23 protein-coding genes are annotated in these 24485 nt (G+C 62.7%); 6 read left to right on the plus strand and 17 right to left on the minus strand.

Annotated elements, in window-relative coordinates; translation table 11 throughout:
- Window positions 1-243: 243 nt before the first annotated feature.
- From KUO17_RS21950 to sdhC, 4 genes are read right to left on the minus strand one after another with little or no spacing between them, the layout of a single operon-like run.
- Window positions 244-948, minus strand: a complete 705-nt coding sequence (locus tag KUO17_RS21950; protein WP_163972621.1) for a succinate dehydrogenase iron-sulfur subunit — start codon at window positions 946-948, stop codon at window positions 244-246.
- An 11-nt stretch (window positions 949-959) separates the two neighbouring features.
- On the minus strand, window positions 960-2732 hold the full coding sequence (gene sdhA / locus KUO17_RS21955) for a succinate dehydrogenase flavoprotein subunit (RefSeq protein WP_217977657.1): 1773 nt from the start codon (window positions 2730-2732) through the stop codon (window positions 960-962).
- 3 nt (window positions 2733-2735) lie between these two features.
- Complete coding sequence (gene sdhD / locus KUO17_RS21960) at window positions 2736-3104, minus strand: succinate dehydrogenase, hydrophobic membrane anchor protein (RefSeq protein ID WP_119142975.1); 369 nt, start codon at window positions 3102-3104, stop codon at window positions 2736-2738.
- The gene (gene sdhC, locus KUO17_RS21965) at window positions 3098-3484 is read right to left on the minus strand and encodes a succinate dehydrogenase, cytochrome b556 subunit (RefSeq protein WP_088515660.1); all 387 of its coding nucleotides are present in this window, start codon (window positions 3482-3484) and stop codon (window positions 3098-3100) included. Before sdhC ends, sdhD begins: the two co-directional genes overlap by 7 nt.
- A gap of 350 nt (window positions 3485-3834) precedes the next feature.
- Here sdhC and gltA point away from each other — a divergent pair, with 350 nt between their 5' ends.
- A complete protein-coding gene (gltA, locus tag KUO17_RS21970) occupies window positions 3835-5124 on the plus strand; it encodes a citrate synthase (protein ID WP_163940680.1) in 1290 nt (429 codons plus the stop codon).
- 139 nt (window positions 5125-5263) lie between these two features.
- On the opposite strand, the gene KUO17_RS21975 is transcribed toward gltA, so the two are convergent.
- The 9 genes from KUO17_RS21975 to KUO17_RS22015 form a co-directional block, all read right to left on the minus strand.
- The gene (locus tag KUO17_RS21975; RefSeq protein WP_217977658.1) at window positions 5264-5869 is read right to left on the minus strand and encodes an START domain-containing protein; all 606 of its coding nucleotides are present in this window, start codon (window positions 5867-5869) and stop codon (window positions 5264-5266) included.
- A gap of 34 nt (window positions 5870-5903) precedes the next feature.
- The gene (locus tag KUO17_RS21980) at window positions 5904-6158 is read right to left on the minus strand and encodes a YkgJ family cysteine cluster protein (protein ID WP_217977660.1); all 255 of its coding nucleotides are present in this window, start codon (window positions 6156-6158) and stop codon (window positions 5904-5906) included.
- A 127-nt stretch (window positions 6159-6285) separates the two neighbouring features.
- Entirely contained in the window at window positions 6286-6753 is a 468-nt protein-coding gene (locus tag KUO17_RS21985; protein WP_255263730.1) for a translation initiation factor 2, read from the minus strand.
- Between the two features lie 98 nt (window positions 6754-6851).
- Window positions 6852-8297, minus strand: coding sequence for an aminotransferase-like domain-containing protein (locus KUO17_RS21990; RefSeq protein ID WP_217977662.1), 1446 nt, complete (start codon window positions 8295-8297; stop codon window positions 6852-6854).
- A 190-nt stretch (window positions 8298-8487) separates the two neighbouring features.
- Window positions 8488-9270, minus strand: a complete 783-nt coding sequence (locus tag KUO17_RS21995) for an OmpA family protein (protein ID WP_217977687.1) — start codon at window positions 9268-9270, stop codon at window positions 8488-8490.
- Window positions 9271-9293: 23 nt separating this feature from the next.
- Window positions 9294-9647, minus strand: coding sequence for a DUF4398 domain-containing protein (locus KUO17_RS22000; protein ID WP_217977663.1), 354 nt, complete (start codon window positions 9645-9647; stop codon window positions 9294-9296).
- A 9-nt stretch (window positions 9648-9656) separates the two neighbouring features.
- Window positions 9657-10463, minus strand: coding sequence for a substrate-binding periplasmic protein (locus KUO17_RS22005; protein WP_217977664.1), 807 nt, complete (start codon window positions 10461-10463; stop codon window positions 9657-9659).
- 101 nt (window positions 10464-10564) lie between these two features.
- Window positions 10565-11494: an electron transfer flavoprotein subunit alpha/FixB family protein gene (locus tag KUO17_RS22010; RefSeq protein WP_217977666.1), complete on the minus strand. Its 930-nt coding sequence runs from the start codon at window positions 11492-11494 to the stop codon at window positions 10565-10567.
- Complete coding sequence (locus KUO17_RS22015; protein ID WP_043863151.1) at window positions 11495-12244, minus strand: electron transfer flavoprotein subunit beta/FixA family protein; 750 nt, start codon at window positions 12242-12244, stop codon at window positions 11495-11497. It abuts the gene before it with no gap.
- 543 nt (window positions 12245-12787) lie between these two features.
- Here KUO17_RS22015 and KUO17_RS22020 point away from each other — a divergent pair.
- Window positions 12788-14452: an electron transfer flavoprotein-ubiquinone oxidoreductase gene (locus KUO17_RS22020; RefSeq protein ID WP_217977670.1), complete on the plus strand. Its 1665-nt coding sequence runs from the start codon at window positions 12788-12790 to the stop codon at window positions 14450-14452.
- A gap of 102 nt (window positions 14453-14554) precedes the next feature.
- Here the strand turns inward: KUO17_RS22020 and KUO17_RS22025 are convergent, their stop codons facing one another.
- The 3 genes from KUO17_RS22025 to KUO17_RS22035 form a co-directional block, all read right to left on the minus strand.
- Window positions 14555-15871, minus strand: coding sequence for an MFS transporter (locus tag KUO17_RS22025; RefSeq protein ID WP_217977671.1), 1317 nt, complete (start codon window positions 15869-15871; stop codon window positions 14555-14557).
- 91 nt (window positions 15872-15962) lie between these two features.
- Entirely contained in the window at window positions 15963-16442 is a 480-nt protein-coding gene (locus KUO17_RS22030) for a histidine kinase (protein WP_217977672.1), read from the minus strand.
- 189 nt (window positions 16443-16631) lie between these two features.
- A complete protein-coding gene (locus KUO17_RS22035) occupies window positions 16632-16916 on the minus strand; it encodes a sigma factor-like helix-turn-helix DNA-binding protein (RefSeq protein WP_217977674.1) in 285 nt (94 codons plus the stop codon).
- 244 nt (window positions 16917-17160) lie between these two features.
- Between KUO17_RS22035 and KUO17_RS22040 the strand changes: the two genes are divergently transcribed.
- From KUO17_RS22040 to KUO17_RS22050, 3 genes are read left to right on the plus strand one after another with little or no spacing between them, the layout of a single operon-like run.
- Window positions 17161-18339, plus strand: coding sequence for an efflux RND transporter periplasmic adaptor subunit (locus KUO17_RS22040; RefSeq protein ID WP_217977675.1), 1179 nt, complete (start codon window positions 17161-17163; stop codon window positions 18337-18339).
- On the plus strand, window positions 18340-20307 hold the full coding sequence (locus KUO17_RS22045; protein WP_217977676.1) for a MacB family efflux pump subunit: 1968 nt from the start codon (window positions 18340-18342) through the stop codon (window positions 20305-20307).
- A gap of 7 nt (window positions 20308-20314) precedes the next feature.
- Complete coding sequence (locus tag KUO17_RS22050; RefSeq protein ID WP_217977678.1) at window positions 20315-21703, plus strand: efflux transporter outer membrane subunit; 1389 nt, start codon at window positions 20315-20317, stop codon at window positions 21701-21703.
- A 54-nt stretch (window positions 21704-21757) separates the two neighbouring features.
- On the opposite strand, the gene pvdP is transcribed toward KUO17_RS22050, so the two are convergent.
- Window positions 21758-23389 (minus strand): pyoverdine maturation tyrosinase PvdP, encoded by a 1632-nt coding sequence (pvdP, locus tag KUO17_RS22055; protein WP_217977680.1) that lies wholly within the window; start codon window positions 23387-23389, stop codon window positions 21758-21760.
- Between the two features lie 187 nt (window positions 23390-23576).
- Between pvdP and pvdO the strand changes: the two genes are divergently transcribed.
- On the plus strand, window positions 23577-24455 hold the full coding sequence (gene pvdO / locus KUO17_RS22060) for a dihydropyoverdine dehydrogenase (protein WP_217977682.1): 879 nt from the start codon (window positions 23577-23579) through the stop codon (window positions 24453-24455).
- Window positions 24456-24485: the final 30 nt, after the last annotated feature.

Here is a 24485-nt window from a genome sequence, read left to right on the forward strand (position 1 = left end):
TTGGTCACCCTCGGTTAGGGGCCTCGATCGGCAAGAACCACAGCAAGCTGAGTTGAGTCCGTGTGCAGCGACTGAACCAAGCCACCGAGAGTTCCGCAGATTTACCGGGTACCAGCCCGGACGCCCCTGCTGGTCTCATATCTTCATAGGTAAAAGTGTCGGCTTTTGACCGTCACTCAAGTTGCACCTCGGTACGGGCAAGTGCCCGCACCTCGGTGTACTACGGGTACAACACTTTTAGAATCAGGTGCCGCTTTGCAGCAGCATGTTACGTACGTGGCCGATTGCCTTGGTCGGGTTCAGACCTTTGGGGCAAACGTTGACGCAGTTCATGATCCCGCGGCAGCGGAATACGCTGAACGGGTCATCCAGGGACGCCAGGCGCTCCTGAGTCTTGGTGTCACGGCTATCGGCCAGGAAACGATAAGCTTGAAGCAGTGCGGCCGGGCCCAGGAACTTGTCCGGGTTCCACCAGAACGAAGGGCAGGAAGTCGAGCAGCAGGCGCACAGGATGCACTCGTACAGACCGTCCAGCTTCTCGCGCTCTTCAGGCGACTGCAGACGCTCGATGGCCGGAGCCGGCGTGTCGTTCTGCAGGAATGGCTTCACCTTCTCGTACTGCTTGTAGAAGATGCTCATATCGACGACCAGGTCACGGATCACCGGCAGGCCAGGCAACGGACGCACGACCAGCTTGTTCTTCTTCACCACCGCCGACAGCGGAGTGATGCAGGCCAGGCCGTTCTTGCCATTGATGTTCATGCCATCGGAACCGCACACGCCTTCGCGGCACGAACGACGATAGGAGAAGCCTTCGTCCTGTTCCTTGATCAGTGCCAGCACATCCAGAACCATCAGGTCCTTGCCGCCGGTATCGACGTCGAACACCTGAGTCTTAGGTGCCGAGTCGGTGTCGGGGTTGTAACGATAAACTTCGACTTTCAACATAGTGGCCACCCTTAGTAAGTCCGGACTTTAGGCTCGAACGTCGGTACGGTTTTCGGCGCGAAGTTGACTGCACGCTTGGTAACCCGCTTCTCACCCGGGAAGTACAGGGTGTGGCACAGCCAGTTTTCGTCGTCACGGTCTTCGAAGTCTTCACGGGCGTGGGCACCGCGGGACTCTTTGCGCACTTCTGCAGCGATTGCAGTGGCTTCAGCGACTTCCAGCAGGTTCTGCAGCTCCAGCGCTTCGATACGCGCGGTGTTGAAGGCCTGGGACTTATCGTTGATCTTGACGTTGGCGATACGCTCGCGCAGGCCAGCCAGCTGTTCGATACCCTTCTGCATGTATTCGCCGGTACGGAACACACCGAAATAGTTCTGCATGCAGCTTTGCAGCTCGCGACGCAGGGTTGCCACGTCTTCGCCGTCGGTACGCTCGTTGAGCTTGTTCAGACGGTTCAGCGCGACGTCGACGTCGGTGTCGCTGGCGTCGCGGTATTCGATACCGTCGCTCAGGGCTTTTTCCAGGTGCAGGCCGGCCGCACGGCCGAATACCACCAGGTCGAGCAGCGAGTTGCCACCCAGGCGGTTGGCACCGTGAACCGATACGCACGCCACTTCACCGACCGCGAACAGCCCGTCGATGATGGTGTCGACGCCGTCGGCGTTCTGGGTAATGGCCTGGCCATGAATGTTGGTGGCAACGCCGCCCATCATGTAGTGGCAGGTTGGAACTACTGGTACTGGTGCAACGACCGGATCGACGTGAGCGAAGGTCTTGGACAGTTCACAGATGCCTGGCAGGCGGCTGTGCAGTACGTCTTCGCCCAGGTGGTCGAGCTTGAGCATCACGTGGTCGCCATTCGGCCCACAGCCGTTACCGGCAATGATTTCCTTGACCATCGAGCGGGCCACAACGTCGCGACCGGCGAGGTCTTTGGCGTTTGGCGCGTAGCGCTCCATGAAACGCTCGCCGTGCTTGTTGATCAGGTAACCACCTTCACCACGGCAGCCTTCGGTAACCAGTACACCTGCGCCGGCGATGCCGGTCGGGTGGAACTGCCACATCTCGATGTCCTGCACCGGCACGCCGGCACGCAGGGCCATGCCGATACCGTCGCCGGTATTGATCAGGGCGTTGGTGGTGGAGGCGTAGATACGCCCGGCACCGCCGGTGGCCAGTACGGTGGCCTTGGCACGGATGTAGACGGTTTCGCCGGTTTCGATGCAGATCGCGATCACACCGACGAACGCGCCGTCCTGGTTCTTGACCAGGTCGACCGCGTACCACTCGTTGAGGAAGGTGGTGCCGGCTTTCAGGTTGCCCTGATACAGGGTGTGCAGCAGCGCGTGACCGGTACGGTCGGAAGCGGCGCAGGTACGGGCGGCCTGGCCACCTTTACCGTAGTCCTTGGACTGGCCACCGAACGGACGCTGGTAGATACGGCCGGTTTCGGTACGCGAGAACGGCAGACCCATGTGGTCCAGTTCGAAGACCGCAGCCGGGCCTTCCTGACACATGTACTCGATAGCGTCCTGGTCACCGATATAGTCGGAACCCTTGACGGTATCGTACATGTGCCAGCGCCAGTCATCGTTCGGGTCGGCCGAGGCGATGGCGCAGGTGATGCCACCCTGGGCCGATACAGTGTGCGAACGGGTCGGGAAGACCTTGGTGATCACAGCGGTCTTGTGGCCGCCTTGAGCCAGCTGCAGCGCTGCGCGCATGCCGGCACCGCCACCGCCAATGATGATGGCGTCGAAGGAAATCGTTGGAATGTTAGCCATGAATCAGATACCCCAGAGAATCTGCACACCCCAGACGAAGTAAGCGAACATCGCGACGCCGCATACCGCCTGGAACAGGAAACGAACTGCAGTCGCCGACTTGCCCAGCGCCATCGGCGTCAGGTAGTCGGTGGCAATGGTCCACATGCCGACCCAGGCGTGAGCGCCCAGGGCAACGAGGGCCAGCAGACTGAAGATCCGCATCGCGTTGTGGGAGAACAGAGCGTGCCACTGGACATAATCGATGCCAGGGTGCGCCACCAGATAGCCGATCAGGAAGATGAAGTAAGCCGCGAGAACGACCGCAGATACGCGCTGCGCCATCCAGTCATAGAGGCCCGAACGCGACAGGTTCGTGACATTAGTTACCATATCCAAACTCCCGCCAGAACGATCACCACCACGGAAATGGCGATAACGATTTTCGAGCCCAGTTTTCCGCCTTCCAGCGTCTCACCGATGCCCATGTCCATGATCAGATGGCGCACACCGGCAACCAGGTGATACAGCAAGGCGGACAGAAGGCCCCACGCCACGAATTTGGCCAGCGGACTGGTCAGGCATGCCTTCACCTCGGCGAAACCTTCCTCGGAGCTCAGGGATTGGCTCAATGCGTACAGCATGATGCCCAGGCCCAGAAAGAGGATGATGCCGGAAACACGGTGAAGAAATGACGTAACGCCGGTAATGGGGAGTTTGATGGTCCTTAGGTCTAGGTTTACAGGTCGTTGGCTTTTCACGGCTTTTTTCACACTGAAGAGCCCCTAGCAAGCAGGGCAAAGTTGTTGGTAAGTGTACTGGTCAGGTACCCACCACCCAGGGAGTGACGACCCCAGAAAAGCGGGCTTGAGAGCCCCTGGCGGTCGGGTGCCGAGTATAGACAGTTAGGCTACTAATGACAACGTGAAGGCCTAGCCCAAATAGCGCATTGCCTTTAGCCCGCAAAAGGCGTAAATGGGCGGCAATTTCGAGGAAAAACAGCGCCCAAAGGCCTTTACAACCATGCTTTAGGCAAATTGACATTCGAATTTATCTCACTATAGTGGTGCGGGCCCTGCGTGGGGGGTCTGTCTGATGATTTCAAGCATTAATAGGAGGCCACATGGCTGACAAAAAAGCGCAGTTGGTCATCGAGGGCGCAGCCCCCGTCGAGCTGCCCATTTTAACCGGCACCGTTGGTCCCGATGTTATCGACGTTAGAGGGTTGGGGGCCACGGGTCACTTCACTTTCGACCCTGGTTTCATGGCGACCGCCTCGTGCGAGTCCAAGATCACCTACATCGACGGCGACAAGGGCATCCTGCTGCACCGCGGGTACCCGATCGAACAGCTCGCCGAGCAATCCGATTACCTCGAGACCTGCTACCTGCTGCTCAACGGTGAACTGCCGAATGCCGAGCAGAAGGCCCAGTTCGTCAGCACCGTGAAGAATCACACCATGGTGCACGAGCAGTTGAAGTCGTTCTTCAACGGTTTCCGTCGCGACGCCCACCCGATGGCCGTCATGTGCGGCGTGGTTGGCGCCCTGTCGGCGTTCTATCACGACTCGCTGGACATCAATAACCCGCAGCACCGCGAAATCTCCGCCGTACGCCTGGTCGCCAAGATGCCGACCCTGGCAGCGATGGTGTACAAGTACTCCATGGGCCAGCCCATGATGTACCCGCGCAACGACCTGACGTATGCAGAGAACTTCCTGCACATGATGTTCAACACGCCGTGCGAGATCAAACCGATCAGCCCGGTACTGGCCAAGGCAATGGACCGGATCTTCATCCTCCACGCCGACCACGAGCAGAATGCGTCGACCTCCACCGTGCGCCTTGCCGGCTCCTCGGGTGCCAACCCGTTCGCCTGTATCGCTGCCGGCATCGCTGCACTGTGGGGCCCTGCCCACGGCGGCGCCAACGAAGCCGTGCTGACCATGCTCGACGAAATTGGCGATGTCTCGAACATCGACACCTTCATCGCCAAGGCCAAGGACAAGAACGATCCGTTCAAGCTGATGGGCTTCGGTCACCGTGTCTACAAGAACCGTGATCCACGCGCCACCGTGATGAAGCAGACGTGCGACGAAGTACTGCGCGAGCTGGGCATCACCAACGACCCGCAGCTGGAACTGGCGATGCGCCTCGAAGAGATCGCACTGACCGATCCGTACTTCATCGAGCGCTCGCTGTACCCGAACGTCGACTTCTACTCGGGGATCATCCTCAAGGCGATCGGTATTCCAACCAGCATGTTCACCGTGATCTTCGCCCTGGCGCGGACCGTCGGCTGGATCTCGCACTGGAAGGAAATGCTCTCCAGCCCGTACAAGATTGGCCGCCCACGCCAGCTGTACACCGGCTACGAGTCGCGCAACATCGTCAAACTGGACGATCGCAAGTAAGCGTTGTCCGGCTGATAGAAAAGGCTGCCCTCGGGCAGCCTTTTTTTGTTGTGCCGACCCCTTCGCTGGCCAGCCAGCGAAGAGGCCCTGAAAACCAATACAAATTCCTGACCATACACCCAGAAAAGAACTGTACCGATCAAGGCTTCTCGGCACGCGCCTTCAACGCCTTCAGCGTATTGAAGGGGGCATCCACCACGAATTTGTTGGCCACCATCGCCGGCACGCTGCCGCCAGGCTCGGTGTGCACCTGGTAGGTCACTTCGGTGCCGTCACCCTTGGGCACCAGCTTCCAAAACCCATCCACCGCCGCGACACGCACATAGCCTTTCTCTTCAGGCAGATAAGCAGGCACCCCTTCCAAGGTGCGCGTCAGGCTGCCGTCAGCCCCCTGAACAGTGGTCACATGGATGATCGAATCACGCGGGGTCACTGGCCACGGGGCATTGAATTGGGTGTAGGTCCAGCTCTGATCCCCCTCGCGTCTGAGCAGCTTCTGGCTCTTGCATTCATGAATCCAGGCACAGGCACCTGCCACGTCTTCCTGCAGGGCGCGAACCCTGGCCAGCGGCGCCTTGATGGTCGTCACACCTTGATAGGCCTTGTACTTCGACCCAGCCACCTCGCTCAGCGACACCTTGATGCCGTCTTCATCCCTGGCAACCTTCCAATCTTCAGCCTGCGCTGCCGACATCAACATCGCACTCAGACCACACACCACCGCCACCCGCGTCATCGAACCCATCGTGTTGTTTTCCTTGTTTTCGAAGTCCACTCACTCAAGCCGCCGTCATTTGCTCCAGCCAACCGATGATCCTGATCGCTTCGTCACGATCACTGCCGCAGGTATCCACCTCTGCCTTGAACCCAGAACACACCGCGGGCCGCTCGGGCTTGCCGAAAATGCCGCACAGGTTGAGTTCGGACAATTGCACACAGCGCTCGCCCGCCGGCTTGCCGTTTGGCATACCCGGAATCGGCGAGCTGATGGAGGGGGCAATGCAGCAAGCGCCACAGCCTTCACGGCAGTTCATGACGACACAGACCTCGGCATAACAAATGATGGATGAAGGGGGATAGTAACCGCTAAAACAGGCGTTTGAAATTACCGCCAAGATGAAATATCAGCGTACGAAAAGTGACTGCAGGGTCGCCCGGCGCTTACTGCTTGAACTCGAAATCGATGGCTGCGCCCTCGACATCCTGGCGGCTGTCATTGCGCAGTTGCAGCTGCATTTCGTTGCTCAACAACCGTCCATTGAGTTGGAACGGGCTGTCGGAGGAGGGTTTGTCCTGGAACAGCGCCGGCAACAATGGGCGCCGCACCTGCGCACCGAGCTGGCTGGGCGGCTGCAGCTCATTGACCATGTCCGGGGGCAGGCTCAGGTCCAGGCGCGCCTTGGGCAATGGCGCCGCGATGACTTCGGCCGCCTTGCGCCTGCCGGATTTGGCAACCCTGGCAGGTGTCTTCTTGCTGGTAACAGGCTTGGCCTTTGGCTTGGCGGCCGGCTGCGACGGCTTGTTCCTGGCCGGGGCCGGCTGGGTCGCCGACTGCGCCAGCAGCACCGGCGCAGCCGCAGGCATCGCCAGCGCCGGGCGCACCAGGCACATACCCAGCACACACAGCATGACCACTCCAGTACACCGCAACGCGTTCATAGGCAACGAGACGTATTCATCAAAACGCGTATGCTCCTCGTTCCTGCGTCCGCTGGCAAGCCTGTCGACTAAAGGTAGGCGCCTGATGCTGTCTCCTGGCACAACTGGTGGGCCAGCATCCCCAGCGTGAGTAGCGCCCGCTCTGCCTCACGGTTCCACGGAATCCCGCAGTTCAGGCGTATGCAATGGTTGAACTGCTCGGTATTGCTGAAAATGAGGCCCGGCGCGATGCTGATGCCCTGCTGCAAGGCCCGCACATGCAGCTCCTGGGTGTTGACCCTCCCTGGCAGGCTGACCCACAGAATGAATCCGCCGGTCGGCCGGCTCATCTGCGTACCTTCCGGGAAATGCTGCTGCACCGCCAGTTGATAGGCACTGAGGTTCTTGCGGTACTCCTGGCGAATGTAGCGCAGGTGCCGGTCGTAACCGCCATTCTCCAGGTACGCCGCCACCCCCATCTGCGTGACGCTGCACGCCGAGTGCGTGGTAAAGGTTTGCAGTCGCTGAATTTCCTGCTGGTAGTTGCCGGCGATCATCCAGCCGATACGCACCCCAGGCGACAGCGTCTTGGAAAAACTCGAGCAGTAGATGACCCGCCCAAGCCGATCGAACGCCTTGAGCGCCTTGGTACGCCCCTGCTCGAACATCAATTCGCCGTAGATATCGTCTTCGATGACCTGGATATTGAAATCCGAGGCCAGGCGCAACAGTTGCTTCTGTCGCTCCTCGGGGATGGTGCCGCCCAGCGGATTGCTCAAGCGTGCAGTCAACACCAGGGCCTTGATCGACCATTGGTTGGCCGCCAGCTGCAATGCCTCCAGGCTGATGCCGGTGGCCGGATCACTGGGGATCTCGATCACCTTGAGCCCCAGCAAGTCAGCCAACTGCAGCAGCCCGTAATAGGTCGGGGACTCAGCAGCGATCAGATCGCCGGGGCGGGTCAGCACGCGCAACGACATCTGCAGCGCGTCGACACAGCCATGGGTGACCACCACCTCGGACGGGTCGACCACCACCCCGGCGTCGCGCATGCGGATGGCGATCTGCCGGCGCAGCGGCTCGAACCCCGGGCTGAACATGTAACTGAAGGCCCGTGGGCTCTGGAACCGCGTCACCTTGGCCAATTGCTGATGCAGCGCCCGCACCGGCAGGTAGTCGACATGCGGCACCGCAGCGCCCAGCGGAAAGACGCCATCGCGCCGGGCCTCGGTCAGCACCTGCTGGATGATACTGCTGCGCGTGACCAGCCCCGGGCGTTCGACCCGGGCGATATCTGGCGTCTGCGCAGTCAGGGCGGGTGTCTGGTGGACGTAGTAGCCCGATTGCGGACGCGCCCGAATCAGGCCCTGGTCTTCAAGGTTGGCATAGGCCTGCAGCACCGTGGCATGGCTGACATTGAGCTGTGAGCTCATCTTGCGCACCGACGGCACGCGCTCGCCAGGCTGATAGACGCCTCGGCGGATGTCTTCCGCCAGTTGCTGGGCGATGCGCTGGTAGAGCAACAGGTTGGTCATGGGTGAACTCTCGACACGCGGGCAGTCTAGTTATTCTTGTACGAGCCGGCAGAGCATACCGGAACAGTGCATAAGTGTACGGGCACAGATGCCAGAATAATCGACAACACGGTTGTGTGACAGTGGCGTTTTCGTGGTTCTGGGCATAAAAAAACCGGTGATCATCACCGGTTCTTGTATACGTGCACGTTCAGCGCGCTGCGCCCAACCGGCCTTTTTCGTCGGAGAACACGATCTCCACGCGACGGTTCTGCGCCCTGCCCCGCTCCGAGGCATTGGCCTCGACCGGGTACTGGTCACCATAACCTTCGACCTGGATGCGCCTTTCATCGACGCCCAGATCCACCAGCATGTCCGCCACCGCCTGTGCACGGTCACGCGATAACACCAGGTTGTCCTCGGACGCGCCGGTACTGTCGGTGTAACCCTCGATACGCACGACACGCCTGGGGTTGAGCTGCAGGAACTGCACCAGCTTGAGCACGGTGCGGCTGGCAGAGTTCTTCAGTTCGGCGTGCCCGGTATCGAACAGTACGTCACCCAGCGTCATCACCAGGCCGCGGTCGCTTTGCGTGGTCGCCAGGCTGACGATCTGCGCCTCGAGCCATTTGCCCTGCTGCTGCACGCTGACCAGCTTGGCCTCGCGCAGGGCCAGTTGCAGGCGCTGACGCTCCAGCTCCAGCTTGGCCTGGCGCTCCTGATTGAGCACCAGGTTGCTGTGCTCGCGGGCAATCTCGCTGTAACGCTGGCTGAGGTAGGCGTAATGGCGCACATCGGCACCGGTGCCCATATAGCTGGACAGGCGCTCGGCACGCGCCAGCGACTCCCCGGCACGGATCACGTCACGCGGTGCACTGCGCAACACGTTGGAATCATCCTTGACCGCCTGAAAACGGGTGCTGGCCTCGTCCAGGGCAGACTCACTGCGCTCGCTGGCGCAGCCCTGCAAACCCAGCACCCCCACGAACATCATTGTCGCCAACGGCTTGATCGAACTCACTGCTGCTCCCCCAACTGCTTGCGCAGACGATTGACCCGCGACTCCAGCAGCGTCAGCTGCTCCTGGCTCTTGAGGGTCAGTACCCGGGCCTCGGCCAGGCGTGCGTCCAGCTCGGCCTGTTCGGCGCGCAGCCGCGCGTCGCGAAACGACTCACCGGCCATGTTGGCGCGAGCACGCTCCAACTTGGCTTCGGCCATCTTCAACTCGGGCACGTCGTCGGTGGCACCGACAGCCTTGGCCTGCTCCAGTGCCTGCTCAGACAGACGCAGTTGCTCATGGGGGGCCGGATCGGCAGCGCAACCGGCCAGGGCCAGTATCGCCAGGGCAGCGAAAAGCGGTTGAGTTCTCACACAATCTTCCTACTGTTTGGGGGCGTCGAGCGGCTGCTGCAGTTGCGCTTTCCAGCGCTCGACATTGCGTTGCAGTACCGCCTGGTACACACCAGAGGCTGGCAATTCTGTCAGTTTTTTGGCCAGCTGTCCGCGCAACCACGCATCATTGCATGCCGAATTGTGCGACAGCGCCAGGTACAGCCCCGGCCGGTCCAGCGGCACGCCACGGGCAATCAGGTCGTTGCTCATGCCCAGGGTCTGCGCCATGGCCATTCCGGCGTAACGACCGGCCAACACGTAGTCGACCTGGCCGAGCAAGAGCTTCTGAAACGCCTGGGTCAGGTTCTGTACGGGGGCCAGCTTCAACTGATCCTTGGCGAATGCCGAAAATTCCGGCGTCAGCCGCGCCTTCTCGGAAATCGCACCCTGGTGCTGATGCAGATCACCCACGCTGTCGTACGCGAGGATTGAGTCATGACGGGTCCACACCACGTAGTCGTTCTGCGACAACGCAGGGTGGATGTAATCGAGCGACGTCAGGTCGGCGACGCTCAACGGCGCATCCACCAGCAGGTCCATGCGCCCGCTGCGCACTTCATCCTGCGCCTCGCTGCGCTTGCCGGCGTACAGCACATCGACCTTCAGGCCCAGCTCGCCGGCCACTTGCCTGAGCAGGTCGACGTTGGCGCCGATCAGGTGCCTGGGGTCCTGCGGGTCGCGCCAGGCATACGGCGGCGCGTCGGGGCTACCGGTCGCCACCAGGCGCTCGCATTTGCCCACTGCCATTGCCGTCGCAGGCACACAGGCAATACCCAGCAGTCCTGCCGCTGCCATTCGGCCAACCCACCCCATGCACATGCCTCCCTAACCCTGTCGCGCGCGAAATAAAAAAGCCCGATCAAAAGACCGGGCTCTTTATAAGTGAAGCGGTCGGATTAAACCAGCTTCTCAAGCTCCGGGATGGCCTCGAACAGGTCAGCCACCAGGCCGTAGTCGGCCACCTGGAAGATCGGCGCTTCTTCGTCCTTGTTGATCGCAACGATCACCTTGGAGTCTTTCATGCCGGCCAGGTGCTGGATCGCGCCGGAGATACCGACCGCGATGTACAGCTGCGGTGCAACGATCTTGCCGGTCTGGCCGACCTGCATGTCGTTGGGCACGAAACCTGCGTCGACCGCAGCGCGCGAGGCGCCGACGGCCGCACCGAGCTTGTCGGCCAGGGCGTACAGGTGCTTGAAGTTGTCACCGTTCTGCATGCCGCGGCCGCCGGAAACGACGATCTTGGCAGCGGTCAGCTCGGGACGGTCGGACTTGGCCAGCTCTTCGCCAACAAACGCCGATTTGCCGGCGTCGTGCGCAGCAGCAACCGCTTCGACCGCAGCCGAACCACCCTCGGCCGCAACGGCGTCAAAGCCGGTGGCACGCACGGTGATGACCTTGACCGCAGCGCTCGATTGCACGGTGGCAATGGCGTTGCCGGCGTAGATCGGACGCTTGAAGGTGTCGGCCGATTCTACCGCGATGATCTCGGAGATCTGGTCGACGTCCAGCAGCGCAGCAACGCGCGGCAGGATGTTCTTGCCGTTGGAGGTGGCAGGTGCCAGCACATGGCTGTAGCCCTTGCCAAGCTCCGCGACCAGGGGCGCGACGTTTTCCGGCAACTGGTGCGCGTAGGCAGCGTTGTCGGCTACCAGCACCTTGGCCACGCCAGCGATTTTCGCGGCGGCTTCGGCGACACCACCCACGCCCTGGCCTGCGACCAGCACATGGATGTCGCCACCGACTTTTGCGGCAGCAGCAACGGTATTGAGGGTCGCCGGGGCAACGGCGCCGTTTTCGTGTTCAGCGATAACCAGGATAGTCATTTAGATTACCTTCGCCTCGTTCTTCAGTTTCTCGACCAGTTCAGCCACCGACTTGACCTTGATGCCCGCGCTGCGTGCAGCCGGCGCTTCGACTTTCAGGGTCTTGTTGGTGGAGGCGGTGGAAACGCCCAGCGCGTCCGGAGTGACAGTCTCCAGCGGCTTCTTCTTGGCCTTCATGATGTTCGGCAGCGACGCGTAGCGCGGCTCGTTCAGACGCAGGTCGGTGGTGACAATGGCAGGCAGGTTCAGCGCAACAGTCTGCAGGCCACCGTCGATTTCACGGGTGACGTTGACCTTGTCGCCGGCGACTTCGACCTTGGAGGCGAAGGTGCCCTGGGCGTAACCGGTCAGCGCAGCCAGCATCTGGCCGGTCTGGTTGTTGTCGCTGTCGATGGCTTGCTTGCCAAGGATCACCAGCTGAGGTTGCTCTTTGTCGACCACAGCCTTGAGCAGCTTGGCCACGGCCAGCGAGGTCAGCTCTTCAGCGGATTCGACCAGTACGGCGCGATCGGCACCCAGCGCCAGCGCAGTACGCAGTTGCTCCTGGGCAGTGGCCGGGCCGACGGTAACGACGACGATCTCGCTCGCCACGCCCTTCTCTTTCAGGCGTACGGCTTCTTCTACGGCGATTTCGCAGAAGGGGTTCATGGACATCTTGACGTTAGCAAGATCTACGCCGGAGTTGTCCGCCTTGACGCGAACCTTGACGTTATAGTCGACCACTCGTTTGACAGCTACAAGAACCTTCATGGATTCCTCGTTACTCTCCGGTGAAAAGAATGTCGCCTGGGCAGGACCTGGCGATAGCGCGTGGGTACAAGGGCACCTCCAAAAACGAACGCGGGCAGGTGAAATTAAACTGACTGCTCAGTCTGATCACGACGCTTGCGCACAAAACCCGTGGGTCAATGTTTGTCGTGGCGTGTAAACTCCACTACAAAGCGGGCTCTGGCGTAACTGCCCTGCTTTTTGCCTGGTTTTTAGGGGTGCTCCTGCATCCGACGGTCAGCCTACGGCGAGCGTAAAACCGCCCGTATCTTGACCGTAACGCCCAATCCGGTCAATACGGCAAACCGGCCAGCTTCAAGCCGTGGCACTTTGATTTTACTGGCCTGCGGCAAATTCAAACAAACGTTTGTATTGGACCGCGCAAGTGGTGTAGATATAATGCGCGGCCAAGAGAAAGCGGTGTAGTCCGTCATCGCCCGAGCTACAGGCCCGGGCACCCAGCAAATGACCGCCTGACACACGCCAACCCAGAAAAACCGATGAGCCTTGAGTAGGAGAGAACCTGTGGAACGCGAATACATGGAATTCGACGTGGTCATCGTCGGCGCCGGCCCGGCGGGCCTGTCCGCCGCCTGCCGACTGAAGCAGAAGGCCGCCGAAGCCGGTAGCGAAATCAGCGTCTGCGTGGTCGAGAAAGGCTCCGAAGTCGGTGCACACATTCTCTCCGGCGCGGTGTTCGAGCCGCGCGCCCTGAACGAACTGTTCCCGGACTGGAAGGAACTCGGTGCCCCCCTCAACACCGAGGTCAAGCGCGACGACATCTATGTATTGCGCGACGCCAACAGCTCGGTCAAGGTGCCCGACCTGTTCGTGCCCAAGACCATGCACAACGAAGGCAACTACATCATCTCGCTGGGCAACCTGTGCCGCTGGCTGGCCCAGCAGGCCGAAAATCTGGGCGTAGAGGTGTACCCGGGCTTCGCGGCGCAGGAAGCCCTGTTCGACGAGAACGGCGTGGTACGCGGGATCATCACCGGCGACCTGGGCGTGGACCGTGAAGGCAACCCCAAGGAAGGCGTGTACACCCCCGGCATGGAACTGCGCGGCAAGTACACCCTGTTTGCCGAAGGCTGCCGTGGCCACATCGGCAAGCAACTGATCAAGCGCTTCGACCTGGACAACGCATCCGACGTGCAGCATTACGGCATCGGCCTGAAGGAAATCTGGGAAATCGACCCCGCCAAGCACCAGCAGGGCCTGGTGATCCACACCGCCGGCTGGCCGCTGGACGTGATGAGCACCGAGAACACCGGCGGCTCGTTCCTGTATCACCTGGAAAACAACCAGGTGGTGGTCGGCCTGATCGTCGATTTGTCGTACGCCAATGCCTACCTGTCGCCGTTCGACGAATTCCAGCGCCTCAAGCACCACCCGGTGCTCGCGCAGTACCTGGAAGGCGGCAAGCGCATCAGCTACGGCGCCCGCGCCCTGGCCAAGGGCGGCATCAATTCGCTGCCAAAAATGGTGTTCAAGGGCGGCGCGCTGATCGGCTGTGATCTTGGCACCATGAACGTGGCCAAGATCAAGGGCAGCCACACCGCCATGAAGTCCGGCATGCTCGCCGCCGAAGCGGTGGCCGATGCATTGCTGGCTGGCGGCGAAGGTGGCGACGAACTGAATGCGTATGTCGAAGGCTTCAAGGCCAGTTGGCTGCATGAAGAGCTGTTCGCCAGCCGCAACTTCGGCCCGGCGATGCACAAGTTCGGCCCGATGCTGGGCGCCGCCTTCAACTATGTCGATCAGAACTGGTTCGCTGGCAAGCTGCCATTCACCCTGCACGACACCAAGCCCGACTACGCCTGCCTCAAGCTGGCGGCCGACTCGAAGAAAATCGACTACCCCAAGCCTGATGGCAAGTTGAGCTTCGACAAGCTGAGCTCAGTGTTCCTCTCCAGCACCAACCATGAAGAAGAACAGCCGTGCCACCTGAAGCTGACCGATCCGGGCATCCCGATCGGCACCAACCTGCCGCTGTACGACGAACCGGCACAGCGTTACTGCCCGGCCGGTGTGTACGAGGTGGTCAGCCAGGAAGACGGCAGCAAGCGCTTCCAGATCAACGCCCAGAACTGCGTGCACTGCAAGACCTGTGACATCAAGGACCCTTCGCAGAACATCACCTGGGTCACCCCGGAAGGTGCGGGCGGGCCGACTTACCCGAACATGTAAGTAACGCCCGCGAAAAAGCCCCCTCGCCTGATGGCGCAGGGGGCTTTTTTACGAGCTGCTGCCTGAAAAACAAGGCTGAAAATGCCGATCTGACAGGGCTACCTACACCTTGGCCAGCACCTGCTCATCCCCGGCGCGCAGATCCTCACGCGCACCGAAATACACCGCGCTCAACAGCCCCACCGCCCCCATCAGCAGACAGAACCCGACACACACCCAGGGGCTCCACGGCATCAGAGCGATCAGCAGCAACGGCGTGGTGCTGGCCCACAGGGCGTAGGCCACGTTGTAGGTGAACGAGATGCCCGACACCCGAATGGCCGCCGGAAACAGCCCGACCATCACCGACGGCACCACACCGACCACACCGCACGCCAGGCCGGCCAGTGCGTAGGCAATGCCGGTCCAGCCCCAGCCACCGATCAGGCTGCCATACAGCGCCGCGATACCCACCGGCAGCAACAGGCTGTAGAACATCAGCGCACGCCAGGCACCGACCCGGTCCACCAGCAGCCCGGCCAGCACACAGCCGATATTCAGGAACACGATCCCCAGGCTGCTCATGGCAAACGTGTCTGCCGCGCTCATGCCGAAACGCTGCTGCATCACAGTCGGGGTAATCACCACCAGCACCACCACCGCCGAGGTCAGCACGCAGGTCAGCAACGCGGCCGGCACCAATGCCCGACGGTGCTCGCGCAGCACCGTGCGCAATGGGAAGGCCACCGGCTGCTCGCGCCGCTCGCGCAGGGCCAGGAACACCGGGGTCTCGCTCAACCACCGGCGCAGCCACACGCCGATCACGCCGAACACCCCGCCCAGCAGGAACGGATAACGCCAGGCGTAATCCAGGATCTCCTGCGCGGTGAACACCTGGGCCAGCGCCGTGGCCGTCAATGCACCGAGCAGGTAACCAAAGGTCAGCCCGGCCTGCAGGAAGCCCAGCGCATAGCCGCGGCGCCCAGGCGGCGCATGCTCTGCAACGAAGGTCCACGCACTCGGTACCTCGCCCCCCACCGCCGCCCCCTGCAGGATACGCAGGCCCAGCAGGATCAGCGGCGCGCCATAGCCGATATCGGCATAGGTCGGCATCATGCCGATCAACAGGCACGGCAGCGCCATCATCAGGATGCTCAGGCTGAACACCTTCTTGCGCCCCAGGTGGTCGGCAAAGTGCGCCATCAGGATGCCGCCCAGCGGGCGCGCCAGGTAGCCGGTGACGAAAATCCCGAAGCTCTGCAGCAGGCGCAGCCACTCAGGCATTTCGGGCGGGAAGAACAGTTGGCTCAGGGTCAGCGCGAAGAACACGAAAATGATGAAATCGTAGATCTCCAGCGCGCCGCCCAATGCCGCCAGGCTCAGGGTCTTGTGGTCGCTGCGCGAAAGCAGCAACGGGCGCGCAGGGTCGGTGGCAGTCATAAAGGCTTCCGCATCGGTAAACACACCGCGCGCAGCATGGCGCGCCGGAACAAGCGCAAGAGCATAACAAAAAGCCGCGCAGGGCTCAGGTCTAGCGGGAAAACACCGTATGGCCCTGGTTCAGCCAGCGCCGCGGGTGTACGTGGGCAGGCGCCTTGTAGCCGGGCATTGGCAATTGCCCCAGCAGCAACGGCGTATCAATGATCGCCATGAAGGACTGCAGGGCCTCGTTGTCCGGCACCTTGGGCAGACTGATGCTCACCGCCTGGCGCTGACCGGCCGGTACTGCAGGCACCTTGAGGTGTTGCGACTCGTACAGCAGCGCATGCTGGATCTGCGCGTTGACCCTGCAGAAGCGTTCAAGGTCCACGCCCACGTGGCTGGCCAGGTCGATATTGCCGATCAGCAGGCTGAACGGCTGCAGCGCGTTCTGCACCAGGTGCTGCAGATCATCGAACGACTCAACGGGCGCGATCCGGTAATAACCCAGGCCGTTGAGCATCTTCTCCAACTGCAGCAACTGGCTGGGGTGTTCGTCGGCGATGAGGATGCGCATGGATTTGTTGGGCATCGTGGACAACCTGGGTAGTGAACATGGAAGACATTCCCTGACCACTACTACACCACCATGAACTTCAGGCTATGACGGGGACTTCGTCAAATGAAGGGTCTTCATTGATAGTTGTCGCAAAATCCCAGGAACGCAAGGTGAGCACACGAATACTGTGCCCGCCACGGCAGGCGCCATCAAAAGGCCACCTTAGCCCGACACGCCCGGCATCCGGCTACGACATCGCTTCAAGGCCGTGACAATGTTGACCTGCACCTGATCAGGTGCAATGCCCAGGCGCTCGGCTATCTGCGTGCAACTGAGGCCCTCTAGCCGATAGAGCACAAAACAGGCACGGCACGTTGGATCCAGCTCGGCCAGCGTGTGCTCGATCGATGCCAGACGCGGGTCCACGGCTGATCGCTTGGCGCGGGCACGGCACAAGGCCAACCATTGGCGACAACGGCGTTGCAGCACAGCAGCGAACTGCAGCATCGACGGGAGGCGTCCTTGATCTGAGAAGGTGTGGGGTCGAAACAACAAACACTATAATGCGGAATCATTCTCAACTCCATTTGGTTATACTCGCGCCCGCACCGCGACGGTTCAGCCTGCCCACGCCCGGCCGCTGAACCCCTTGGGTAAATTCCATGCGCGGCGCAACGTTTAACTGTGAGTTTCCCGTGTCTGCCCTGCGTCCATCGCGGCACCACGCATACCCTTTGGCTGGAACCCCTGCATGAGACGTCCCCCGTTCAAACGCCGCCTGCTGCTGTGTGTCGTCGGCTTGATCAGCATCGGTGCACTGGTCGCCTGGAAAACCCTGCCAGGTGGTGGCAATAGCCTGAACACGGTCACGGTCACCCGTGCCGATATAGAAAGCAGCGTGACCGCGCTGGGAACCTTGCAGCCTCGTCGCTATGTCGATGTGGGCGCCCAGGCGTCCGGGCAGATTCGCAAGTTGCATGTGGAAGTCGGCGATCGGGTCGAGGAAGGTCAGTTGCTGGTCGAAATCGATCCATCCACGCAACGTGCGCGGCTCGATGCAGGCCGCTACTCGATCGAAAATCTCAAGGCGCAACTGCAGGAGCAACGCGCCCAGTACACCCTGGCCGAACACCAGTTCAAGCGTCAGCAGCACCTGGCTGCCAGCGGCGCGACCCGTGACGAAGACGTACAGACCGCGCAGGCGCAGTTGAAAGTCACCCAGGCCCGTATCGGCATGTTCCAGGCGCAGATCCTGCAGGCGCAAGCAAGCTTGCGCAGCGACGAAGCAGAACTGGGCTACACGCGCATCTACGCGCCAATGTCCGGCACGGTGGTGGCGGTCGACGCACGCGAGGGCCAGACCCTCAATGCGCAGCAGCAGACCCCGCTGATCCTGCGGATCGCGAAGCTCACGCCGATGACCGTATGGGCAGAGGTTTCCGAAGCCGACATCGGCAACGTCAAACCCGGCATGCAGGCCTACTTCACCACCCTGGCCGGCGGCAAGCGCCGCTGGAGCAGCACCGTGCGCCAGATCCTGCCGGTCCCTCCCAAACCGCTCGACCAGATCAGCCAGGGCGGCGGCAGCCCCAGCAGCTCTAGCAGCGCCGGCGGGGGCGGCAAGGTCGTGCTGTACACCGTGCTGCTGGACGTGGACAACGTCGACAACTCGCTGATGGCAGAGATGACCGCGCAGGTGTTCTTCGTCGCCGGCCAGGCCAGCAATGTACTGACCGCCCCGGTAGTGGCCCTGGAACCGGACGCACTGCAGGACGATATGCGCCTGGCCCAGGTGGTACGCCCCAACGGCAAGGTCGAGCAGCGCAAGGTGCGCGCCGGGCTGAGCGATCGGCTAAGGGTGCAGATTCTCGACGGCCTTGCCGAGGGCGATACCCTGCTGATCGGCGCGCCCGCCGCCAAGGGAGGCTGAATGTCCACGCCCCTGATCGAGCTGCGCGACATCCGCAAGTCCTACGGCGGCATCGACACGCCCAAGGTCGAGGTGGTACGCGGTATCAGCCTGGCCATCCACCCCGGTGAATTCGTGGCCATCGTCGGGGCCTCCGGCTCCGGCAAGTCGACCCTGATGAACATACTGGGCTGCCTGGACCGCCCCACGTCCGGCCACTACTACTTCGCCGGCAAGGACGTCGCCGAGCTGGACAGCGACGAACTGGCCTGGATTCGCCGTGAAGCGTTCGGCTTCGTGTTCCAGGGCTATCACCTGATCGCCTCGGGCTCTGCCCAGGAAAACGTCGAGATGCCGGCCATCTACGCCGGCACTCCCGCCAGCGAGCGCCATGCGCGTGCCGCTGGCCTGCTGGGCCGACTGGGCCTGGCAACCCGCACCGGCAACCGCCCGCACCAGCTGTCCGGTGGACAGCAACAACGCGTGTCGATTGCCCGCGCGCTGATGAACGGTGGCCACATCATCCTGGCCGACGAGCCCACCGGCGCACTCGACAGCCAGAGCGGCGCCGAAGTGATGACCCTGCTCGACGAACTGGCCAGCCAGGGCCATGTGGTGATCCTGATCACCCATGACCGTGAAGTCGCGGCACGCGCCAAGCGCATCATCGAGATTCGTGACGGCCTGATCCTCAGCGACTCGGCCAATGAAGCGGCGCCCGCGCGGGGGCAGGTCGCCAGCCTGAATGCCGAAGACCTGCGTCAGCGCCTGGATAGCGGCGCCACCCAGAGCGGCGCCTGGAAAGGCGAACTGATCGAGGCCTTGCAGGCCGCCTGGCGGCTTATGTGGATCAACCGGTTCCGTACCGCACTGACCCTGCTCGGTATCGTCATCGGCGTGGCCTCGGTGGTGGTGATGCTGGCGGTGGGTGAAGGCAGCAAACGCCAGGTCATGGCGCAGATGGCGGCGTTCGGTTCCAATATTCTCTACCTCAGCGGCAGCGAGCCGACCCACAGCGCACCGGCCGGGGTGATCTCCCTCGACGATGTCGCCGCAGTGGCGCAACTGCCTCAGGTCAAGATGATCATGCCAGTGATCGGCAATGAGCTGACCGTGCGCTACGGCAACAACAGCCAGAGCTTCTACGTCGGTGGCAACAACACGCATTTTCCCGAGATTTTCAACTGGCCAGTGGTCGAAGGCGCGTTCTTCACCGAGGCCGACGAACGCTCGGCTGCAGCGGTCGCGGTGATCGGCCGCAAGGTCAAGGAGAAACTGCTCAAGGATGCCGGCAATCCGATCGGCCAGTACATCCTGATTGGCAACGTGCCCTTCCAGGTCATCGGCATCCTTGCCGAGAAAGGCTCCAGCTCGGGCAACCAGGACAGCGACGGACGCATCGTGGTGCCCTACTCCGCCGCAGCGGTACGCCTGTTCGGCAGCCGCGACCCGGAGTACGTGACCATCGGTGCCGTCGACTCGGCCCGAGTCAAGGAAACCGAGCAGGCCATCGACCAACTGATGCGGCGCCTGCATCAGGGCAAGCACGACTTCGAACTGACCAACGACGCGGCCCTGATCCAGGCCGAAGCGCGTACACAGAACACCCTGTCGCTGATGCTCGGCGCGATTGCGGCCATTTCCCTGCTGGTGGGCGGGATCGGCGTGATGAACATCATGCTGATGACCGTGCGCGAACGCACCCGTGAGATCGGCATTCGCATGGCCACCGGCGCACGCCAACGTGACATCCTGCGCCAGTTCCTCAGCGAGGCGGTGCTGCTGTCGATGGTCGGCGGCGTCACCGGCATCGCCCTGGCGCTGCTGATCGGGGGCGGACTGCTGCTGGCCGACATCGCCGTGGCGTTCACCCTGGGCGCCATTCTCGGCGCATTCACCTGCGCCGTGATTACCGGCGTGGTATTCGGCTTCATGCCCGCACGCAAAGCCGCTCGACTCGATCCGGTCAAGGCCCTTACCAGTGAATGATCCCTCGATGAAACCCCTTCTGAGCGCGCTTACCCTGGCGCTGCTGCTGAGCGCTTGCAGTACCGCACCCAGCCCTGAACTCGGCATCGAGGCGCCTGCCGCCTGGCAATCGCCAAACGACCAGGCGCTGCGCGCCAGCAACCAGCAGTGGTGGCGCAGCTTTGCCAGCCCCGAACTCGACCAGTTGATCGCCCAGGCCGACAGCGGCAGCTACGACATCGCCGCGGCCATTGCACGCGTGCGCCAGGCGCGGGCAGCGCGCAGCATCGCCGCGGGCACACTGCTGCCGCAAGTTACCGGCGCACTGGAAGGCAGCCGGGAAAAACAGATGCACCACAACGGCTACAGCTCCTCGAGCAGCTCCAGCGGGCGTGAAACGGTGGCCTACAGCGCCAGTTTCAACGCCAGCTACGAACTCGATTTCTGGGGGGGCAACGCGGCGGCACGCGACAGCGCGGCACAGGCATTGAGCGCCAGCGAGTTCGACCAGGCCACGGTCACTTTGACGCTGTTCAGCAACGTCGCCAGCACCTACCTGCAGGCCCTGGCCCTGGACGAACAGCAGCGCATTGCCGCGCTCAACCTGGCCAACGCCCGACACGTCCTGGAGCTGGTGCAGGCCAAGCGCACGGCCGGCTCGGCCACCGCACTCGAGGTGGCCCAGCAGCAAGTGCTGGTGGCTGCCCAGCAGCGCCGCCTGCCGCTGCTGCAGCAGCAGGCCAAGGAGGCACGCATCACCCTCGCCGCCTTGCTTGGCAAGCCGGTTCAGGCGCTGAACCTGAGCGCCAGCGACTTCAACCGCATTACCGCGCCAGGGATAGCCGCCGGGCTGCCCAGCGACCTGCTCAGCCGCCGCCCCGATATCGCCGCTGCCGAAGCCCGGCTGGCCGCCGCACAGGCCGATGTACGCGTCGCGCGCGCCGCCATGCTGCCCAAGGTCACCCTCAGCGCCGGCCTGGGCTCAGGCGCCGAAACCGCCGCCGATATCCTGCGCAATCCGTTCTACAGCCTGGCCAGCGGCTTGAGCGCACCGCTGTTCAACAACGGCCGCCTCGGTGCCGAACGCGACCGCGCAACGGCCGTGCAGCAGGAATTGCTGGAGAAGTACCGTGGCGAATTGATCAATGCCTTTGCCGACGTCGAAAAGGCCCTGAACAGCATCGACGGCCTGGATCGCCAGCGCGAGTGGCAACGCGTCGAACTGAGTCAGGCCCAGCAGGCCTTCGATATCGCACGCACACGCTATGAGGCCGGCGCCGAACTGCTGCTCAATGTGCTGGATGCGCAACGCACGCTGTATGAAAGCCAGGACCAAGCCGTGCTGCTGCACCTGCAACGTCTGCAGGCCAGTATCGCGTTGTACAAGGCAGTGGGAGGGGGCTGGCAGGTACAGTGACTGCACCTGCCGGTTTCAACTGTCGGTTTCAACAGCCGGTTTCAACAGCCCGCCTCAGCTACGGCGCGTGACCACCAGGTGACGCGCATACCAGGGCCGTTGCGGTACACGGCGCAGCAGGCCCTGGAAGCGCTGCTTGTCCTTGGCGTTGGCGAAAATCACCCGCAGCGCCAACTTCATGGTTTCCGGGTCCATCTCGACGCTCTTGCCTGACTGCAGGCCCGGCGTGGTGCTGCAGCCATGGGTAACGGGGCCAAGCCAGGGCTGCTCGACATCCACCCAGCGGCCGGGCGCAAACCAGGGCACCTCATTGATCCGGATGCGCACTACCTGGCCCGGATGGAAGCGCTCATGGGCGCGAAACCAGTCCTCGATGCGGTCATCGATCCAGCCGTGAAACAACCAGAACACCGGGTTCACGTGGGAGGAAAACGGGTCGCCGAGAAAATCGTTGTCGGGCCCGTACCAGCGCGGGGAAAAATCGTCCAGGTCACGCGCCATCGGTACCGGTGCGCCGTTGGACGGGTCGCGCGGTACCGAGGCCCAGCGCATGTGCAACCAGTCGTGCAGGCCCAGCTCCATTTCCGAGCCCAACTGCCCCAGGGTCAAGCGTGACAGGTAGCGTGGGTCACGGTACTGCGACTCCCACACCTCGAAGTTGGCGTGGTAGGTCTCGGGGTTCTTGATGTCGCTGACCCACTGGGTGTACTCCTCATCCCCTGGCGCCAGCCAGGTCGGCGGTACCGCGCAACCGTCATGGTTGTCGAAGTAACGCGCAAAACCGGCCCGGTCTCGCTCAAGCTCCGGCTGCGGCGCGGGAAAGCGCGACCAGGACGGCAGGTGCTGCAGCGAACGCGCCGTCTGCAGCATGTGCCGGTGCATGAACAGAAAGTCCACCCCGGACCCATTGCGGTCCTTCCTGGGACCACGTGCATCACGCTCCAGATCGCGCGGGCCCGGCTGCCAGCCGAGGCCGCGCAGCGCATTGCGCTTGTCTTCGGACAGCTCGTGCCACTGATCGCGCGACGCGTGCCAGAGTTGATGGAACAACCGGTGCTCATCGGAAATCAACCAGCTCAGCAAGGCCGGCTGCAAGCCAATACGCTCGCGCGCCTCCGGAAACAGCTGACGGGTCGCGACAAAACGGTTGTCCTGCTCTGGCAGGCCAAGGCTGCGATCCAGGTCCAGGATGCGCCCGGTCAGCGTGCCGCTGCCCGCATTGGCAAACTCGCCCCACACCTCGTCCAGCACCATGCTCAGCTCATACACCGCACGGTCCGGTCCGAGCTCGCGATCGAACAGGCGCCAGGTCAGCTCGCCGGGCTTGGCCGCGGCAAGGTCGCCGAGCAGGCTGTAGCGTGGTGCAGGTGCCGCTCGCAGCGCCTGCGCGGTGTCGATGTAGCCGCGCACCGCACGCCCGCGCGGCGCGATGTCGATGAATACCTCCAGGCCGTCGGCGGGCACGCCGCGCAAGCCGGCCTCGCGCCCGTGCAGGCGCAGGTTCCACACGCCACGCAACTGGTCCGCCAGTTGCCGACCCGCCGTGTCCGCCAGCTCGACCTTGGCCTCGCCCGGCGTGATCGGGAACTCCGGTCGCGTCAGTTCGCGGTGCGCGTACAGCGCCGCAGGCACGGCGGCACCGGTCAGTGCCAAGCCCGCGACAAACCCTCGTCGAGATATCGTCATTGCCCTACCTGTATCAGCCTGGAAGCAGGCTTTATCCAAGCTAGGACGTAGGCTTGGGGGCGAAATTTAGTGCCGGCCCGGCCAGAGCGGCCCGATAAATTAATCCGCCCAGCGCTCGTTCTTCCTCAGGAGCCCCCGTACCCCGCAATAGGTGCGCGATGCCATTCGCCCTGCATGGAGACCCCCGATGATCCCTACACCCTGGCGCCACGCGCTGGCCCTTGCCGCTCTGTTCGCCTGCCTGCTTCCCGCCGCCCACGCCGCCGACCTGGCGCCCGGCAAGGTCTTCCAGGACTGCAAGGACTGCCCGCAAATGGTCGTGCTGCCCACCGGCACCTTCACCATGGGCACGCCCGACGACGAAATCGGCCGCCAGCCCGACGAGGGGCCACTGCATCAGGTGACCTTCAAAAAGCCGTTCGCCGTCAGCCGCTTCACCGTGACCATGGGCCAGTGGCAGGCATTCCTGCGCGACACCGGCTACACGATGCCCGACGCCGACGACCGCCCGGGCCGCAAGTGCACCGCTGGCAAACCCAGCTATCCGACCACCGCGCGCCACCCTGCCGTGTGCATGACCTGGCATGAAGCACAGCGCTACATCGACTGGCTGTCGAAGAAGACCGGCAAGCCCTACCGCATGCTCAGCGAATCGGTGCGCGAGTATGCCGCGCGGGCCGGCAGCAGCGGCCCCTTTCCGTTCCCCTTCGATGAAGGCAAGGAGTACAGCATCGCCAAGCATGCCAACACCTATGGCCCGGAGGACGGCTTCAGCTATACCGCCCCCGTGGGCAGCTACGCACCCAATGCATTCGGCCTGTATGACATGCACGGCAATGTCTACGAATGGGTCGCCGACACCGTGCACGAGGACTATGTCGGTGCCCCCACTGACGGCAGCGCCTGGATCGACAGCGTGCAGCGCGACCCGTCCTGCGACTACCGGCACATGCGCGGCAACGACTGGACCGAAGCACCGATCTTCTCGCGCTCCGGCAACCGCAACGACCGCTGCTCGGACAACGCCGGCGACTGGCTGGGCTTTCGCGTGATGCGCGAGCTGTAGCGGCATGCGCCGGGCGCCCGCCCAGGGAAC

The organism is Pseudomonas aegrilactucae (assembly GCF_019168305.1).
In the GTDB taxonomy this organism is placed as follows: Bacteria; Pseudomonadota; Gammaproteobacteria; order Pseudomonadales; family Pseudomonadaceae; genus Aquipseudomonas; species Aquipseudomonas aegrilactucae.